General features: G+C 70.6%; 17 protein-coding genes. All 17 read right to left on the bottom strand.

Annotated elements, in window-relative coordinates:
* Positions 1–93: 93 nt before the first annotated feature.
* The 17 genes from RIV12_RS03180 to RIV12_RS03100 all read right to left on the bottom strand — a co-directional run bounded on the left by RIV12_RS03180 (position 94) and on the right by RIV12_RS03100 (position 16115).
* Positions 94–1329: an N-acetylglucosamine-6-phosphate deacetylase gene (locus RIV12_RS03180; RefSeq protein WP_309322192.1), complete on the bottom strand. Its 1236-nt coding sequence runs from the start codon at positions 1327–1329 to the stop codon at positions 94–96.
* 110 nt (positions 1330–1439) lie between these two features.
* Positions 1440–2690 (bottom strand): DNA glycosylase AlkZ-like family protein, encoded by a 1251-nt coding sequence (locus RIV12_RS03175; protein WP_309322079.1) that lies wholly within the window; start codon positions 2688–2690, stop codon positions 1440–1442.
* Positions 2691–2700: 10 nt separating this feature from the next.
* Positions 2701–3396 carry an endonuclease NucS gene (gene nucS / locus RIV12_RS03170; protein WP_075417261.1) on the bottom strand — a complete coding sequence of 232 codons (696 nt, stop codon included), beginning with the start codon at positions 3394–3396 and terminating at the stop codon, positions 2701–2703.
* Between the two features lie 237 nt (positions 3397–3633).
* Entirely contained in the window at positions 3634–4050 is a 417-nt protein-coding gene (locus RIV12_RS03165; protein ID WP_309322077.1) for a DUF2550 family protein, read from the bottom strand.
* A gap of 3 nt (positions 4051–4053) precedes the next feature.
* Positions 4054–4320, bottom strand: coding sequence for a F0F1 ATP synthase subunit epsilon (locus RIV12_RS03160; protein WP_075417263.1), 267 nt, complete (start codon positions 4318–4320; stop codon positions 4054–4056).
* Positions 4321–4365: 45 nt separating this feature from the next.
* Positions 4366–5802, bottom strand: coding sequence for a F0F1 ATP synthase subunit beta (atpD, locus tag RIV12_RS03155; RefSeq protein WP_075417264.1), 1437 nt, complete (start codon positions 5800–5802; stop codon positions 4366–4368).
* 91 nt (positions 5803–5893) lie between these two features.
* Positions 5894–6838, bottom strand: coding sequence for a F0F1 ATP synthase subunit gamma (locus RIV12_RS03150; RefSeq protein WP_309322075.1), 945 nt, complete (start codon positions 6836–6838; stop codon positions 5894–5896).
* Between the two features lies 1 nt (position 6839).
* The gene (gene atpA, locus RIV12_RS03145) at positions 6840–8471 is read right to left on the bottom strand and encodes a F0F1 ATP synthase subunit alpha (protein ID WP_075417266.1); all 1632 of its coding nucleotides are present in this window, start codon (positions 8469–8471) and stop codon (positions 6840–6842) included.
* Between the two features lie 105 nt (positions 8472–8576).
* Complete coding sequence (locus tag RIV12_RS03140) at positions 8577–9392, bottom strand: F0F1 ATP synthase subunit delta (protein WP_075417267.1); 816 nt, start codon at positions 9390–9392, stop codon at positions 8577–8579.
* Positions 9389–9976, bottom strand: a complete 588-nt coding sequence (locus RIV12_RS03135; protein ID WP_075417268.1) for a F0F1 ATP synthase subunit B — start codon at positions 9974–9976, stop codon at positions 9389–9391. Before RIV12_RS03135 ends, RIV12_RS03140 begins: the two co-directional genes overlap by 4 nt.
* Complete coding sequence (gene atpE, locus RIV12_RS03130; RefSeq protein ID WP_009233409.1) at positions 9976–10185, bottom strand: ATP synthase F0 subunit C; 210 nt, start codon at positions 10183–10185, stop codon at positions 9976–9978. Before atpE ends, RIV12_RS03135 begins: the two co-directional genes overlap by 1 nt.
* A gap of 77 nt (positions 10186–10262) precedes the next feature.
* Positions 10263–11135 carry a F0F1 ATP synthase subunit A gene (gene atpB / locus RIV12_RS03125; RefSeq protein WP_178388816.1) on the bottom strand — a complete coding sequence of 291 codons (873 nt, stop codon included), beginning with the start codon at positions 11133–11135 and terminating at the stop codon, positions 10263–10265.
* 209 nt (positions 11136–11344) lie between these two features.
* The gene (locus RIV12_RS03120) at positions 11345–11806 is read right to left on the bottom strand and encodes a pseudouridine synthase (protein ID WP_309322074.1); all 462 of its coding nucleotides are present in this window, start codon (positions 11804–11806) and stop codon (positions 11345–11347) included.
* The gene (locus tag RIV12_RS03115) at positions 11803–13053 is read right to left on the bottom strand and encodes an MraY family glycosyltransferase (protein WP_075417270.1); all 1251 of its coding nucleotides are present in this window, start codon (positions 13051–13053) and stop codon (positions 11803–11805) included. Before RIV12_RS03115 ends, RIV12_RS03120 begins: the two co-directional genes overlap by 4 nt.
* Positions 13050–13820, bottom strand: a complete 771-nt coding sequence (locus tag RIV12_RS03110; RefSeq protein WP_309322073.1) for an L-threonylcarbamoyladenylate synthase — start codon at positions 13818–13820, stop codon at positions 13050–13052. Before RIV12_RS03110 ends, RIV12_RS03115 begins: the two co-directional genes overlap by 4 nt.
* A 127-nt stretch (positions 13821–13947) precedes the next feature.
* The gene (locus RIV12_RS03105; RefSeq protein WP_309322072.1) at positions 13948–14661 is read right to left on the bottom strand and encodes a response regulator; all 714 of its coding nucleotides are present in this window, start codon (positions 14659–14661) and stop codon (positions 13948–13950) included.
* An 86-nt stretch (positions 14662–14747) separates the two neighbouring features.
* Positions 14748–16115: a PspC domain-containing protein gene (locus tag RIV12_RS03100; RefSeq protein WP_309322071.1), complete on the bottom strand. Its 1368-nt coding sequence runs from the start codon at positions 16113–16115 to the stop codon at positions 14748–14750.
* Between the last annotated feature and the right edge of the window lie 56 nt (positions 16116–16171).

Here is a 16171-nt window from a genome sequence, read left to right as displayed (position 1 = left end):
CGTTCGCCCCGACCTGGCGGTTCAGGTCGGGGCGAACGGCTCCCACATGACAAGAGACTGCTGGGGCCCGTGCGGGCCGGTGGTGCGGGAGGATCAGGCGGCGGGCTCCACCACCTCGCCACGGCGCAGCACGGCCACGGGCCGCAGGTCCGCGTCAGTGACGACGACGTCGGCCCACAGACCCGCCCGCAGCGCTCCCACGGACGAGTCGCCGAGGACCTGCGCGCCCTGGACGCTGGCGGCGTAGACGGCGTCGACCAGGTCGACTCCCCCGCGCCAGGTGGTGCGCACGACGTCGATGAGGTGGGAGGTCCCCCCGGCGATCGCGCCACCCTCGGTGAGGCGGGCGACGCCGTCAGCCACGGTGACCGGCTGGGAGCCCAGTACGTAGTCGCCGTCGGCCATGCCGGCCGCGGCCATGGCATCGGTGACCAGGACGACGTTGTCGCGCCCCAGGGTCTCGAACATGTCCAGGACGATGGCGGGGCTGAGGTGCACGCCGTCGCCGATCATCTCCAGGACGCACTCGCCGCGCTGGGCGGCCGCCAAGAACTCGGGCACGGGCCCGGGCGTGCGGTGGTGCATGGGGCGCATGCCGTTGAACAGGTGGGTGGCGGTCGAGCGCGGGGCACGGACCGGCTGACCGGTCTCGAGGCGCTCGGCGATACGGGCGGCGGCGTCGGCCAGGGCGGCGCGTACGGGGGCGGCCTCGGAGTCGGTGTGCCCGAAGGAGGGCAGCGCCCCGCCCTCGATGAGGGCAGCGTTGACGCCGTCGTCACCGGTGATTCCGGGCTTCTCCGGGGCGATCGTCATGGTGACGACGTGCCCGCCGCCGAGCTCGATGAGCTCACGGGTCAGGGCGGCGTCGGGGTCGATGATGTAGGTGGGGTCCTGGGCGCCGCAGCGCTCCACCGAGACGAAGGGCCCCTCGAAGTGGATGCCGGCGAGCTCGCCGTCCTCGCACAGCCCGGCCAGGACCCGGGTGCGCGCGCGCAGGACGTCGAGGGCGGCCGTCACGCAGGAGGCCACGAGCGAGGTGGTGCCGAAGCGGCGGTGCTCGAGCACGGAGACCATCGCCTGCTCGGCGGACTCGGCGTTGGGGAAGGACTCACCGCCCCCGCCGTGGCAGTGGACGTCCACCAGTCCCGGCAGGAGGTAACCGCCCTCGGGTGCGGTCTGCGCCTGCTCGACGACGTCTCCGAAGCCGGCCCGGGCGGCCTGGTCAGCGGGCCCGACCCACGCGATATGGGATCCGGACAGGACGACCACACCGTCGTCGATGATGTGGTCGGGGGTGACGACGCGCCCCCGAAGTGCGCGGACCTGCATGGCTTCGTTGCTCATGAGTCGGATTCTGTCACTACTCCAGACATCAGACAACCTCCTTCAGGACGTCTTCTCCCCCACACTGCGCGGGCGAAAAGCCGGTTCCGCTTCAGTCACCCGGCCAGGCGCCGCTCCATGTGGCTGACAGCCCGGTTGACGTCGCGCTCCACGCGGGCCGACGGCGCCTCCCCGCCCTTCCACAGCAGGCCCTCGCCGACCGGCCGCACGGCGACGAGACGGCCGCGGTCCACCAGGATCGGGCGGAACATGCCGTTGCTCGCCGGGCAGATGAGGCGTTCGCCGTCCTCATCGGTGAGGCAGGAGCGGTCCTTGTAGCCCACGTGCAGCTCGTCGAAAGAGCCCAGGAAGTGCGTGGCCTGCGCGGCGCCGCGGTGGGCGGACAGGAGGTCGGGCAGGTCGGCGCGCATGTAGAGCAGGCCGGCCTTCGGTGCCGACTCGCCAGGGCCGAGCGGGCGCAGGCTTCCGCGCGCCCCGCCCTCGGCGACCGCCCGCACGAGCGGGACGCGGTGCTCGTCCGGATCACCGGCGCCCTCGGCTGAGACATGCTCCTCCCCCAGCTCGACGGCATCCTCCAGGGCGCGGGCGGCCTGCGTCTTGGGCAGCGTGGTCCAGCGAGCCAGGTCCTCGGCGCTGACCGGACCGTGGCCGGCCGCGTAGCAGTAGGCGATGTGCGCGCAGGCGGCGCGGTGGCCGGCCCCTCCGTGGGTGACGTCGGCACCGGCAGGGCCGGAGTCGGCGTCGGGCAGGGTACGCGCGTCCACGACGAGGTGCTCGTTGCCGGCCCGCGGCCCCTGAACGAGGATCCCCTCGCGCTGGAGTCGCACCAGGAGGTGACGACGCCGGTAGGAGGAGACGTCCTCGCCGCGGAAGGCCTCCATGAGGCCGGCCTCCTGCCAGGCCGCCAAGAGCACAGCGCGCGTCAGCGGGCCCTGGTCGCCGATGAGGTCCAGGGCCACCTCGGCGGCGCGCTCGCACAGGGCGGTATCGACGCCGTAGTCCGCCTCGCTGCGCCGGACCCAGGCGTCCGTGCGGTGCATGAGGACGGCCCGCAGCCAGTGGTGGTCGGCGGCGGTGGTGATATGGACGGTGCCGCGCATGGGCCAGGAGCGCACGAGGTCGCCTCGCGCGAAGGCGGCATCGACATCGGCCGGGGTGACGTCCGGGGCGCGCACGAGCAGGGCGTGCGGGACGGCGGAGACCTGCTGGCCCTGGATGGCGAGCTGGCGGGACACTGCCGCGACGACGTCGGGCGCGGCGGTGGCCGGGATGAGGCCCTGGGAGATAATGCGGGCCAGGCTCACCTCGGTCGGCAGCGTCGCGGAGGAGGCGCGGGCGGCGGGCACGGCTGACTCCTTAGAACAGGCGGGAGGTCGGGTCGTCCATGCCCCGCATGGCGTCGTAGTCGAGGGTGACGCAGCGGATGCCGCGGTCCTCGGCCAGGACGCGCGCCTGCGGCTTGATCGTCTGGGCGGCGAAGACGCCCTGGACGGGGGTCAGCAGCGGGTCTCGGTCCAGCAGCTCGAGGTAGCGGGTGAGCTGCTCGACGCCGTCGATCCCGCCGACGCGCTTGATCTCCACGGCCACGGAGCGGCCCTCGGCGTCCTTGGCCATGATGTCGACCGGGCCGATGGCGGTGGGGAACTCGCGGCGTACCAGGCGGTAGCCGGCACCCAGGACCTCGATCTGCTCGGCCAGGAGCTCCTGGAGGTGGGCCTCGACGCCGTCCTTGGTGAGCCCGGGGTCCACGCCCAGCTCGTGGCTGACGTCGGAGATGGTCTCGAAGACGCGGATGACGAGGCGGTCGTCGGTCTTGGCGGCGCTCACCTCCCAGACCTCGCGCACGCCGTCGGCGGCGGCCTCCTCGTCCGGCTCGGTGACGGCCAGGCGGGCCGGGGCGCTCATCCAGTTCAGGGGCTTGTAGGAGCCGCCGTCGGAGTGGATGAGGACCGAGCCGTCGGCCTTGAGCATGAGCACGCGGGTGGCCCGGGGCAGGTGAGCGTCCAGGCGGCCGGAGTAGTCGACGGAGCAGGAGGCAATAACGAGGCGCACCCGTCCACCCTAGCGGGGCGGGCCTAGGCCCGGAGCGATGCCGGGGCCGGCGGGCCTGAGCATCGTGTCACCCGCCGGCCTCACCTCCCCTGCTCCACCGTCGAGAACGTACTTCGCGATCGAGGACTGCGTTCTCCTCCAGATGACTGGGGGCGGACCCCAGTGGCCTGGAGGAAAACGCAGTCCTCGGCTGAAAAGTACGTCGCCGATCCGGCCGATGAGCCCCGAGATCGGGTATCAGAAGAGCCGGGGCTGCTCGGGCGAGGCGGACTCCACCCAGGCGACCAGCGCCGAGTGCGACTCCTCCATCATGGCCAGGTCGAAGCCCTCGGGACTGCGAGTGGCATCCACGCAGTGGACCTCGACGACGCGCCCCTGCTCCCGGCGGCGCCGGGCCTCGGAGAGCTCCAGGTTCAAGCGGCTCCATGAGCGTGACGGCCTGGTGGAGAAGGACACGAGGCGGTACCACTCCAGGGAGTCGAGCCGGAAGGAGGCGACCCCGCTCAGCCAGCGCTGCGCCCCGCGTGGACGCAGGGCGCACTCGAAGGAGCCGACCTGCCCGGCCAGGTAGCGCAGGCGTGCCAGGAACCCGCCTGCCAGCAGCACGAGGACGATGACGACGAGCGCCACGATCATCCACACGTGCTGCCCCATGCCTCAGGCCTCCGCGCCCTGCTTCACATGGTCGGCGGCGATCGTGATGACGTCGTGGTCCACGGAGCAGAAGCCGCCGGACACCTCGATACTGCACATCTCGCCGTCGATGGGACTCAGTCGCACCGGACCGGACCCCAGGACCGCCAGGAGGGGCTGACGGCCCGGCAGGACCCCCAGCTCCCCGTTGATCAGGGGCACGGAGACCTGCGTCGCCTCACCGGTCCAGGCCTCGCCCGCCGGCGAGACCACCTCAACATGTAAGGCCATGTCCCCCTCCTTTCCTGCGCCCGGCTGTATCCGGATCCTAACGACTCAGGCCTTGAGCTCGGCGGCGCGACGCTCCAGGTCCTCGATGCCACCGATGTTGAAGAATGCCTGCTCCGGCAGGTCATCGTACTCACCGTCGCAGATGCGGCGGAACGCCTCGATGGTCTCCGACAGCGGCACGGTGGAGCCGGCCACGCCGGTGAACTTCTCCGCCATGTAGGTGTTCTGGGAGAGGAACTGCTCGATACGGCGGGCACGGGCCACCGTCACCTTGTCCTCCTCGCCGAGCTCGTCGACACCGAGGATCGCGATGATGTCCTGGAGCTCCTTGTTCTTCTGGAGGATGGACTTCACGCGGGTGGCGACGTCGTAGTGCTCCTGGCCCACGTAGCCGGGGGCCAGGAGACGCGAGGTGGAGGTCAGCGGGTCCACGGCCGGGTAGATGCCTCGCGAGGCGATCTCACGGCTGAGCTCGGTGGTGGCGTCCAGGTGGGCGAAGGTCGTGGCCGGCGCCGGGTCGGTGTAGTCGTCGGCGGGCACGTAGATCGCCTGCAGGGAGGTGATGGAGTGACCGCCGGCGGAGGTGATGCGCTCCTGGAGCTGGCCCATCTCGTCGGCCAGGTTGGGCTGGTAGCCCACGGCCGAGGGCATGCGGCCCAGCAGCGTGGACACCTCGGAGCCGGCCTGGGTGAAGCGGAAGATGTTGTCGATGAACAGCAGCACGTCCTGGTGCTGGACGTCACGGAAGTACTCGGCCATCGTCAGGGCTGACAGGGCCACGCGCAGACGCGTGCCCGGCGGCTCATCCATCTGGCCGAAGACCAGGGCGGTCTTGTCGAACACGCCGGCCTCGTCCATCTCGACGATGAGGTCGTTGCCCTCACGGGTGCGCTCCCCCACGCCGGCGAACACGGAGACACCGCCATGGTTCTGGGCCACGCGCTGGATCATCTCCTGGATGAGGACGGTCTTGCCCACGCCGGCGCCGCCGAACAGGCCGATCTTGCCGCCCTGCACGTAGGGGGTGAGCAGGTCGATGACCTTGATGCCGGTCTCGAACATCTGCTCCTTGGACTCGAGCTGGTCGAAGGCCGGGGGCTGGCGGTGGATGGGCCAGCGCTCGGTGATCTCCAGCTGCTCGCCGGGACCGAGGTTGAGGACGTCGCCGGTGACGTTGAAGACGTGCCCCTTGGTCACGTCGCCCACGGGCACGGAGATCGGCGCGCCGGTGTCGCGCACCTGCGAGCCGCGCACGAGGCCGTCGGTGGGCTTGAGGGAGATCGTGCGCACGATGTTGTCACCCAGGTGCTGGGCGACCTCGAGGGTGATCTCGTGGGGCTCCTCGCCGGCACTGGTGGCCTGGACGGTCACCTTGAGGGCGTTGTACATCGCCGGGATCGCATCAGGCGGGAACTCGACGTCGACGACGGCGCCGATGATGCGGGTGATGCGTCCCGTCCCGGGGGTGGTGGTGTCAGCCATGTGCGTTCTTCCGTATCTTCCAGAGCTGAGAGGGGTCCTGCTCGGTGAGGTGAGTCTGTGTGGGTTCTCGACGACGTCGGGGCTGCCCGGTCTATTCGGTCCCCAGGGCGTCGGCACCCGAGACGATCTCAGTGATCTCCTGGGTGATGTCGCCCTGGCGTGCCGCGTTGGCCAGGCGGGTGTAGGTGATGATGAGGTCCTCGGCGTTGTCCGTGGCCGTGTGCATGGCCTGCTGGCGGCTGGCCAGCTCGGAGGCGGCCGACTGCAGCAGGGCGTTGCGGATGCGGGAGCCCATGTAGCGGGTCAGGAGGGCGTCGAGCACCTCGGAGGCCCCGGGCTCGAACTCGTAGAGCGGCATGGAGCTGCCGCGCTTGGCCGCCAGCTCCTTCTCCAGAGCCTCGTTGCCGGCGTCGTCGAGCTCACCGGCCCCCTCGACGTCGACCACCTTGAGCGGCAGCATGCGACGCACCTCGGGGACCTGGGAGACCATCGAGACGTAGCGGGTGAAGACGATGTGGACCTCGGCCACGCCGCCGGCCTCGGCAGGCTGGAGGAAGTAGTCCAGCAGGGTGGTGGCCACCTCCTCAATGGCCTCGTCGCTGGGACGGTCCGACTGCCCCGTCCAGGAGAACTCGATGGGCGTGCCGCGGAAGCTGAAGTAGCTCTGGGCACGCCGGCCGAAGGTGAAGATCACCGGCTCCTTGCCGTCCTTGACCAGCTCCTCGATGAGGCGACCGGTCTCGCGCAGGATGGTGGCCGAGTAGGCGCCGGCCATACCGCGGTCGGAGGTGACCACGAGGATCGCCACGCGCTTGGTGTCGGTGCGCTCCTGGGTGATGGGGTGCTCGAAGCGGGAGTAGGTCCCCAGCGCGGCCACCGCCTGGCTCAGGGCGTGATCGTAGGGCGAGGCCTCCTGCGCGTTGCGGCGCGCCTGCCCGATCCGGGACGAGGCGATGAGCTCCATCGCCCGGAACACCTTCTGGAGGGTCTGGGTCGATCGAATGCGCTGCTTGTAGACGCGCTGGTTTCCTGCCACGTCAGCCCCTCTTGACCACGAGCTGCTCGGTGGTCCTCTCGGCGGCGGGCTCCTCCTCGGGCTCGGCGACCTGGGCGCCCAGCATCTGCTCACCGGAGGCGAAGGTGCGCCGGAAGTCCTCGACGGCCTTGACCAGGGCCTCCTCGGTCTCGTCGGTGAGCTGCCCGGTGGACTCGATGGTGTCCAGGATGTCGGTGTTGCGTCGCAGGTGGTCCAGGAAGGCGGCCTCGAAGGGCAGGACGTCGGAGACGTCGATGTCGTCGAGGTATCCCTTGGTGCCGGCCCAGACGCTGGCGACCTGCTCGGCCACCGGGTACGGCGTGTACTGGGGCTGCTTGAGCAGCTCCATGAGGCGCTCACCGCGGGTGAGCTGGGCGCGGGTGGCGGCGTCCAGGTCGGAGGCGAACATGGCGAAGGCCTGCATGGAGCGGTACTGGGCCAGAGTGATCTTGAGAGTTCCGGCGACCTTCTTCATGGCCTTGACCTGGGCGGCGCCGCCCACTCGGGACACGGAGATGCCGACGTCGACGGCGGGGCGCTGGTCGGCGTTGAACAGGTCGGACTGGAGGAAGATCTGCCCGTCGGTGATGGAGATGACGTTGGTGGGGATGTAGGCCGAGACGTCATTGGCCTTGGTCTCAATGATCGGCAGCCCGGTCATGGAGCCCGCCCCCAGGTCGTCGGAGAGCTTGGAGCAGCGCTCCAGCAGGCGCGAGTGGAGGTAGAAGACGTCACCGGGGTAGGCCTCACGGCCCGGCGGACGGCGCAGCAGCAGGGAGACGGCGCGGTAGGCCTCGGCCTGCTTGGACAGGTCGTCGAAGACGATGAGGACGTGCTTGCCCTGGTACATCCAGTGCTGACCGATGGCCGAGCCCGTGTAGGGCGACAGGTACTTGAAGCCGGCCGGGTCGGAGGCCGGGGAGGCCACGATGGTGGTGTACTCCAGGGCGCCGCGCTCCTCCAGAGTGGCGCGCACGGCGGCGATGGTGGAGCCCTTCTGTCCGGTGGCCACGTAGATGCAACGCACCTGCTTGTTCGGGTCTCCGGACTCCCAGGCGTCCTTCTGGTTGAGGATCGTGTCCAGGGCGATGGCGGTCTTGCCGGTCTGGCGGTCGCCGATGATGAGCTGACGCTGGCCGCGGCCGATCGGGATCATCGAGTCGATGGCCTTGAGCCCGGTCTGGAGGGGCTCGTGGACGGACTTGCGGGACATGACGCCGGGGGCCTGGAGCTCCAGGGCACGGCGTCCCTCGGCCTCGATCTCGCCCAGGCCGTCGATGGGCCGGCCCAGCGGGTCGACGACGCGGCCCAGGTAGGCGTCGCCCACGGGCACGGAAAGGACCTCTCCGGTACGGCGCACGACCTGGCCCTCGTCGATGCCGTCGAAGGATCCCAGGACGACGACGCCGATCCTGCGCTCCTCGAGGTTCATGGCCAGGCCGGCGGTGCCGTCCTCGAAGGTGAGCAGCTCGTTGGCCATGACGCCGGGTAGGCCCTCGACGTGCGCGATGCCGTCAGCGGCGAAGACGACGTGCCCGACCTCCTCGGCCGCGACCTCGGCGGGCTTGTAGGACTCGGCGAACTCGTTCAGGGCCGAGCGGATCTCCTCGGGCCTGATGGTCAGCTCTGCCATCTCGTCTCCTTGCTGGTTGCGTTCTGGGGGCCGGCGGCGCTGGGCGTGAGCGACGACGGCGCGGGGTGGGGTGGTGAAGTTGTGGGTCGGCGTGCGATGAGCGGGCTAGCCCGCCAGCCGGGTGCGCAGCTCGGCGACGGCGCTGCGCACGGTGCGGTCCATGACGTAGTTCCGCGTCGAGATGCGGGCTCCGCCGATGACCGCGGAGTCGACCTCGCAGTTGAGGTCGATCCTGGTGCCCAGGCGGCGCTCCAGGATGGTGCGCAGACGCTCCTCCTGGGCCGAGGTCATGGGGATGGCGGTGACGACGTCGACGATGGTGCGCTGACGCATCTCGGCGGCCAGCTCGACGACGCGGCGCAGGTTGCGCAGCGGCCCGCCCTCGGCGTGGTGCCGCACGCACCAGTCCACCAGGCTCATGGCGGGGGCGCTGATGTGGGGCGCGAAGACGCCCTCTGCCAAGCGGACCCGGGCCTCGGTGCCGGTGCGGCGTGAGGGGGTCAGGGCCTCGCGCAGCTCGCGGTTGTCGGCGATCTGCTCGTGGACCTCGAAGAGCTGCTGCTCGATCTCCTCCGCCGAGCCGCCCGCGTGAGCACCGGCGAGGATCGCCTCGATGCCCAGGTCGTGGAGGGCGGAGACCAGGTCGACTGCCTTGGACCAGCGGCCGCGGACCATGGCGCTGAGCAGGTCGACGACGCGCTCGTCCACGGTGCCGGTGAAGAGCCGGCGGGCCAGGGCCACCTTGTCCTCGGCATCCCGGCCCGGGTCGGTCAGCGGCGCGGACAGCGAGTGGACGGCGACCTGGTGGGCCAGGGCGAGGATCTGGCGACCCAGCTCCTGGCCCTCGACGCCCGCGGCCGTGAGCACCGGGCTCCAGGCCTGGCTCACGGTCTCACGGGTGGCGGCAGTTCCTGTTCTCACCGCGTCGCCTCCGCAGAGGAGTCGACGCCGGCGTCGAGTCCCTCAACCGGCTCCATGGTCTCGAGCTCGTCGAGGAAGCGGTCGATGACCCGCTCGGACAGGGCGGTGTCGCTCAGGTGCTCACCGACGATGCGCTCGGCCAGGGTGGAGGCGAGCATGCCGACGTCGGTGCGCAGCGAGATCTGCGCGGCCTGCTTCTCGGCCAGGATCTGACGCTGGGCGCCCTCGATGATGCCGGCGGCCTCCGCCTGGGCGTCGGTGCGGGCCTTGGCGACGATCTCCTTGGCCTCGCTCTGGGCGTTGTCGCGGATGCGGGCGGCCTCTCGGCGGGCCTCGTCCACGAGCCGGGTGGCGCGCTTCTCGGCGTCGGCCTGGTCCTGCTTGGCCTTGTCGGCCAGGTCGAGGCCCTCCTGGATGCGCCGGGCGCGCTCGTCCAGGACGGCGTAGAGCCGGGGCAGGGCGTAGCGGCCCACCACCAGGAGGATGAGCAGGAGGACGATCGCCGCCCAGAAGATCTCATAGGCCGGGGGAAGGATGAAGGCCGTGCCTCCGCCCTGCCCGCCCTCGGCAGCCAGGGGAAGCATCACTTGACGACGAGCGGCAGGACGAAGCCGATGAGGCCGAGGGCCTCGACCATGCCCGCGCCGATGATCATGTTGGTGAACAGGCGTCCGGCCACCTCGGGCTGACGGGCCGTGGCCTCCTGGGTCTTGCCGACGAGCAGGCCGATGCCGATGCCCGGGCCGAGCGTGGCCAGGCCGTAGCCGACGTATGCGAGCGCGGTGAGGGACATATGCGGTTCCTTCTTTCTGGCGCCGGGTGGCGCAGGTGGGGTCGGTGGAAGAGGCTAGGGTCGACGCACCGTGGCGTCTAATGGGCCTCGATGGAGAGCTTGATGTAGACGGCGCTGAGGATGGTGAAGATGTACGCCTGCAGAATCGCCACGAAGACCTCGAACAATGTCACCACGATCATGGCGGTACCGGTGAGGACGCTGATCGTCGAGGATGCCTGGAGGTGAAGAAGCAGGCTGGTGGTGCCGAAGAATGTCATGCCGAGCAGCAGGTGCCCGGAGACCATGTTGCACAGCAGACGCAGGGTGAGCGTCACCGGCCGCACGATGAAGTTCGAGAGGAACTCAATGGGGGTGATGAGCAGGTACATCGCCTTGGGCAGCCCGGGAGGGAAGAGCTGGGCGGCGAAGAAGTGCCCGGCCCCCTGCTCCTTGATGCCGGCGCCGATGAAGGTGATGTAGGTCAGGGCCGCGAACACCATGGGCACGGCGACCACCGAGGAGGCGGCGATGTTGAGGCCCGGAATGACGCCGGAGAGGTTCATGGCGAGCACGCCCAGGAAGAGGGTGCCCAGCAGCGGGGCGAAACGGCGGCCGTTCTTGTTGCCCAGGAGCATGAAGGCCACGTTGCTGCGCACGAAGTCGGCGATGATCTCCAGCAGGGCCTGGCCGCGTCCGGGAACCAGCCTGAAGCGGCGGGCGGCAGCCAGTCCCAGGGTCAGGCACAGGAGTCCCCCCATGACCAGGCGGACGAAGGTGAGGCGGTTGAACTCCATGAAAGTGCCCTCACCAAAGAGCGCCTCAGGGAAGAAGTCCTCGACGCTGGGCGAGTGCGGGTGCTGAGTGAAGGCGGGCACCGCGGTCAGTGCGATAACAGCGACCAGGACGATCAGGAGCACCCAGTACCACAGCGGTTTAGTGAACGGCTTGGCGTCAGCCGTCCGCGGCACGGCGACGTCGTCGGCTGCCACGCCGTTCTCGGTGACGGTGTTGGTGGACAGGAGTTCCTCCCAATGTCTCTCACGCTTCGGGGCCTGTCCTGACAGGCACGCTAATCACGGGCCATGCTAGCGCCTCACAGGGTTCTCACGAAGCAAACGGGACACCTCGTTGCGGCCCGTTGCAGCCACCCGCCCCGACAACCAGCCCCACCCACCGGTCAGGGGCGACCCTCAGAATCACCCTTCTTCGGCTCCACCGCAAGGATTCGAGCCTGCGCCAGCACGGTCGACTCTGCGAACATGCCCACCAGGATCGCCACAATGAGTGAGACCCCAATCACTCTGGTGTCACATCCCAGGGCCCTGCCTCCCAGGAGCCCCACCGCCAGGAGCGCGACCTTTCCCAGATATCCGCCTGCCATCCAGGCCACCAGGGTTCCCGTGTCGGAGTGGATCATGCGGTCCAGGAACCACCAGGTCGCGGCCAGGAGCAGCGTCGTCGTCCCCACTGCGGCCAGCAGCGTGCCCAGCGGCTGGGCCACGGCGCCGCGGGCTCCGCCGATGAGGCACCACAGGGCCTCGCCGGCCACCAGGATCACGGCGGCCACGGAGAGGATTCGGCGCAGCCGGGCTGAGGCCTCACGCAGTGCGTGGGCGTTCGTGGGAGTCGTCTCGCTCACTGGCGTGTCCTTTCAGAGGGGCCGGACGGCGCCGACAGGGCGATCCCCTGCGGCGCCTGCCCCTCGGCCGGGCGCGTCACCTCACCGGTTCCCGAGACGTTGCGGGAGATGACGATCCGCTGCTCCTGACGGTCCTGGCGACGGCGCAGCGCTGAGCTCAGGCCGTGGCGCACCCCGGGCATGAGGTCGACGGTGACGACGAAGGCCAACAGGACCGCAATGGCGAGCCCCGCCAGCACCCAGGGCAGGGGGAAGAAGGCCATGGCGGCCACGGGGAAGGAGGCGACCGCCGCCCACAGGTACATCACCAGCACCGCACGGCGGTGGGAGTGCCCGGCGGCCAGGAGCCGATGGTGCATGTGCATGCGATCGGGGTGGGTGGGACTCAGTCCCTTTCGGGTGCGGCGCACGATCGCCATGATCATGTCGGTCAGGGGCAGCAGGAGCACCGCCAGCGGCAGGAGGATCGGCATGAAGGCGGGCAGGGCGCGTGAGCCGTCGAAGCTGCCCGGGTCGATCTGCCCGGTGACGATGATGGTGGAGGCGGCCGAGACCAGTCCCAGCTGCATCGCCCCGGAGTCTCCCATGAAGATGGTGGCGGGATTGAAGTTGTGGGGCAGGAAGCCCACGCACACGCCGATGAGCGCGGCCACGATGGTGGCGGCCAAGGAGCTGTAGGAGCCCGGGCTCGTGGCGCGGGTGAGGACGTAGGTGTACAGGAAGAAGGCGGTCGAGCCGATCCCGATGATGCCGGCCGCCAGCCCGTCGAGCCCGTCGACGAAGTTGACGGCATTGATGGCGGCCACCACGACGATGACGGTGGAGACGAGGGACAGTCGTGAGGAGCCGATCGTCAGCCCCGCCACGGGGAAGGTGAGGAGCTGGACACCCTGCCAGGCCATGACGCCGGCGGCCAGGATCTGACCGGCGAGCTTGGTCATCCAGTCCAGCTCCCACAGGTCGTCGACGACGCCGAGCAGGCACACCAGTCCCGCCCCCAGGACCACCGCCCAGGCGCTGGAGTCGATGACGTCGGAGAGGTAGGGGATCGTGGAGGCCACGGAGATCGCGGAGAACAGGCCGAAGAACATGGCCACGCCACCCAGGCGCGGGATGGGCGTGGAGTGGACGTCACGGGCCCGCACGGGGGTGAGCGCGTTACCCACCAGGGCGATGTGCCGGACGATCGGCACGGCCACGTAGGTGGTCGCAGTGGCAATGGCCATGACCAGGAGGTAGACCTTCACGCACCCGCCTCCTTCCTGTCCTGCGCCGCCTCTGCCATCCGTTCGGACAGGGCGACGCCGGCCACTCGCTCCAGGTCATCCAGCGCCAAGGCACCCTGGCGCAGGATCCGGGGGGCACGGGCGTGCTCCCCGGCGAGCGTGACGATGGTGGAGGGAACCGGTCTGGGGGTGGCTCCGCCATCGAGCAGCAGGATGTCCTCTGGCCGGGTGGCGCCGGCGCCTTCAGCACCCGGCGCGATCTCTTCGACGCACCGGACCCGCCCGGGGAAGGCGGCCCGGGCGGAGGCGGCGTCGGTGGCGGGCGGTGCGCCGGTGAGGTTGGCGGAGGTGACGGCCAGCGGGCCGCTGCGGCGCAGGAGATTCAGGGCGAGCTCATGGGCGGGCATGCGCACGGCGAGGGTGCCACGGGTCTCCCCCAGGTCCCAGGTCAGGGTCTCATCGGCGTCAAGGATGAGGGTCAGCGCCCCCGGCCAGAAGGCCTCCATGAGGGCGCGGGCGGCGTCGGGCACCTGGGCGACGAGCCCCGTCAGATCGGTGGGGTCGGCCACGAGGACCGGCGGGGGCATCTGGCGTCCGCGCCCCTTGGCGGCCAGCAGCCGCTCGACCGCCCCGGCGTCGGCGGCGTCGCACCCAATGCCGTAGACGGTGTCCGTGGGCAGGATGACGAGCCCGCCTGCGCGCAGGTGCTCGCAGGCCGGTTGGAGAGGGTCGGGGTGGGGATGAGCGGTGCTCGCGGAGGGCTGCGGGGGGTGGCTCACGCCCCGCATCCTGCCACGGATCGGGCCGGCGACGGGACAGTGCGGCAGTGTGGGCCCAGACGCGATGTCAGACCGTCACGCACCGGGCCTCCCTCACCCGCGTATCCCCGGTTCGTTCCTGGGACGAGCCCGATTCCTACACGATGCGGCGGGCCACGGCCCAGCGGGTGAGCTCGTTGCGGTTGGACAGCTGGAGCTTGCGCAGGACCGCGGAGACGTGGGTCTCGACGGTCTTGACCGAGATGAACAGCTCGGAGGCGCACTCCTTGTAGGTGTAGCCGCGGGCGATGAGTCGCATGACCTCCCGCTCACGCGCCGAGAGGCGGTCGAGCTCGGTGTCGGCCACGGCCACCTCACCCGCTCCGGCGCCGAAGGCGTCCAGGACGAATCCGGCCAGGCGCGGGGAGAAGGCGGCGTCTCCGGCGGCTACTCGCCGCACGGCCTGGGCCAGATCCTCGGTGGAGATCGCCTTGGTGACGTAGCCGCGGGCACCGGCCCGGATGACACCGACGACGTCGTCGCTGGCGTCTGAGACGCTCAGGGCCAGGAAGCGCGTCTCGGGGACGTCGTGGCAGGAGGCGACGACCTCGGCCCCTCCCCCACCGTTGCCGCCGGGCAGGTGGACGTCGAGCAGGACGACGTCGGGCCGCAGGGCGTGGACGGCCGCGATGGCGCCCTCGACGTCGTCGGCCTCGGCAATGACGTCCAGGTCGGGAGCGTGGGCGGTCAGCTCGGAGCGCACCCCGGAGCGGACCAGGGCGTGATCGTCGACGACCAGGACCCGCAGGGGCGCGCTCGCCTCGGCGGGCTGGTGGTGGTCTGTTGTGGTACCGGCGGGCGTGTCAGCCATGGGGGACTTCCTGGTGGTGACGTGGGGTGATGAAGGATCAAGGGGTCGAGTGAGGCCGAGTGGGACGGGCTCAACGATAGACGGGCTCAGTGGGTTCGCTCAGGCAGAGCCAGCACCACTTCGGTGCCGGTGGACATGCGGCGCACTCGGGCGCTGCCGCCGTGGCGCTCCATGCGGGCGATGATGGACTCGCGCACGCCGTGACGGTCCTCGGCGATGGTGTCGAGGTCGAAGCCGGGGCCGTGATCTCGCACGAACACCTCCAGGCCCTGGTCGCCGGCCTCGACGTAGAGGGAGACCGGTGGGGCGCCGTGGCGCACCGCATTGGACAGGGCCTCCCGGGCGGCGGCGACGATGACCTCGGTGTCGCGGTCGGGGACCCGGTCGCCGACGCACACGGCATCGACGGCCACACCGTAGCGGTCCTCGATCTCACCGGCCAGGTCGGTGAAGGCGTCGGCCACGGAGGTGCCCGGCGCCGGACGGTCGGTGTAGAGCCAGGCGCGCAGCTCGCGCTCCTGGGAGCGGGCCAGGCGGGCCACCGTCTCGGGCTCGTCGGCGCGCTTGCGGATGAGGGTGAGGGTCTGGAGGACGGAGTCGTGCAGGTGGGCGGCGATGTCAGCGCGCTCGGCCTCGCGGATCTCGGCGGTGCGGGTGTCGGCCAGAGCCCGGTTGGTCCGCAGCCACAGGGGCGCCAGGACCACGCCGATGGCCGCCACGAGCGCCCCTCCGGTGATGAGCCCGGAGATGAGCTTGTAGGGGGTGCTGTCCGCGGCCACCCACACCAGGATGCCGACGACGGCCAGACACACCCCGCCCGCGACCCGCAGGACAGCACCCAGGTTGCGGTCCGGGCCGACGAGGTTGTCCATCTGCGACCATGCCAGGGCCGCCCCCGTGATGACGACGATGGTGATCCCCACCGCCCCGATCCGGTCCAGCAGCCCGAAGCGCCAGGAGGCCAGGAAGAGGGCCGCCAGGAGGAGTGCGCCGCCGTCGATGACCGTCTGCGACAGGCCCAGGGCGGCTCCGCCGTCGGTTCGGCGGTCTGCAGCGCCTCTCCCACCCCTGACACGGGCCGCCAGGCGGGCACGGGAGACCGCCGAGGCGGGGTCATCGCCTGCCGGACCGTTCTCCCCGGGGAGGGTCGCCCACAGCAGGGCATAGAGCAGGGCGCCCGCACCGCCGCCGAGGGCGAGGACGACCATGACCGCACGGATGTATCGCACGGGGACGCCCAGATGGAGGCCCAGTCCCGCGCAGACACCGGCGATGCGCGCGGGCCGGCGCATTCGGGCGGCCTCGACGGACAGGTCGGCTGGCGCCGGCCCCAGCTGGTGGGGCAGACGACGCAGAGGGGGGCGTCGCCGCAGCTGGCGCGGGGGGCTCCAGGAGTACGCCCGCCCGCCTGCGGTCGGCCCGGGCTGCGCACCCCGCTGCTGAGCTGTCGTCATGGCACCATCGTGGCACGTCAGGGTCGCCGATCCGATTGTCCCCCGGCGGATTGGGG

The organism is Actinomyces stomatis (assembly GCF_031292835.1).
Lineage (GTDB): Bacteria > Actinomycetota > Actinomycetes > Actinomycetales > Actinomycetaceae > Actinomyces > Actinomyces stomatis.
Note: the sequence above shows the minus strand (reverse complement) of the source record. Positions and strands in the feature narration are given on the sequence as shown.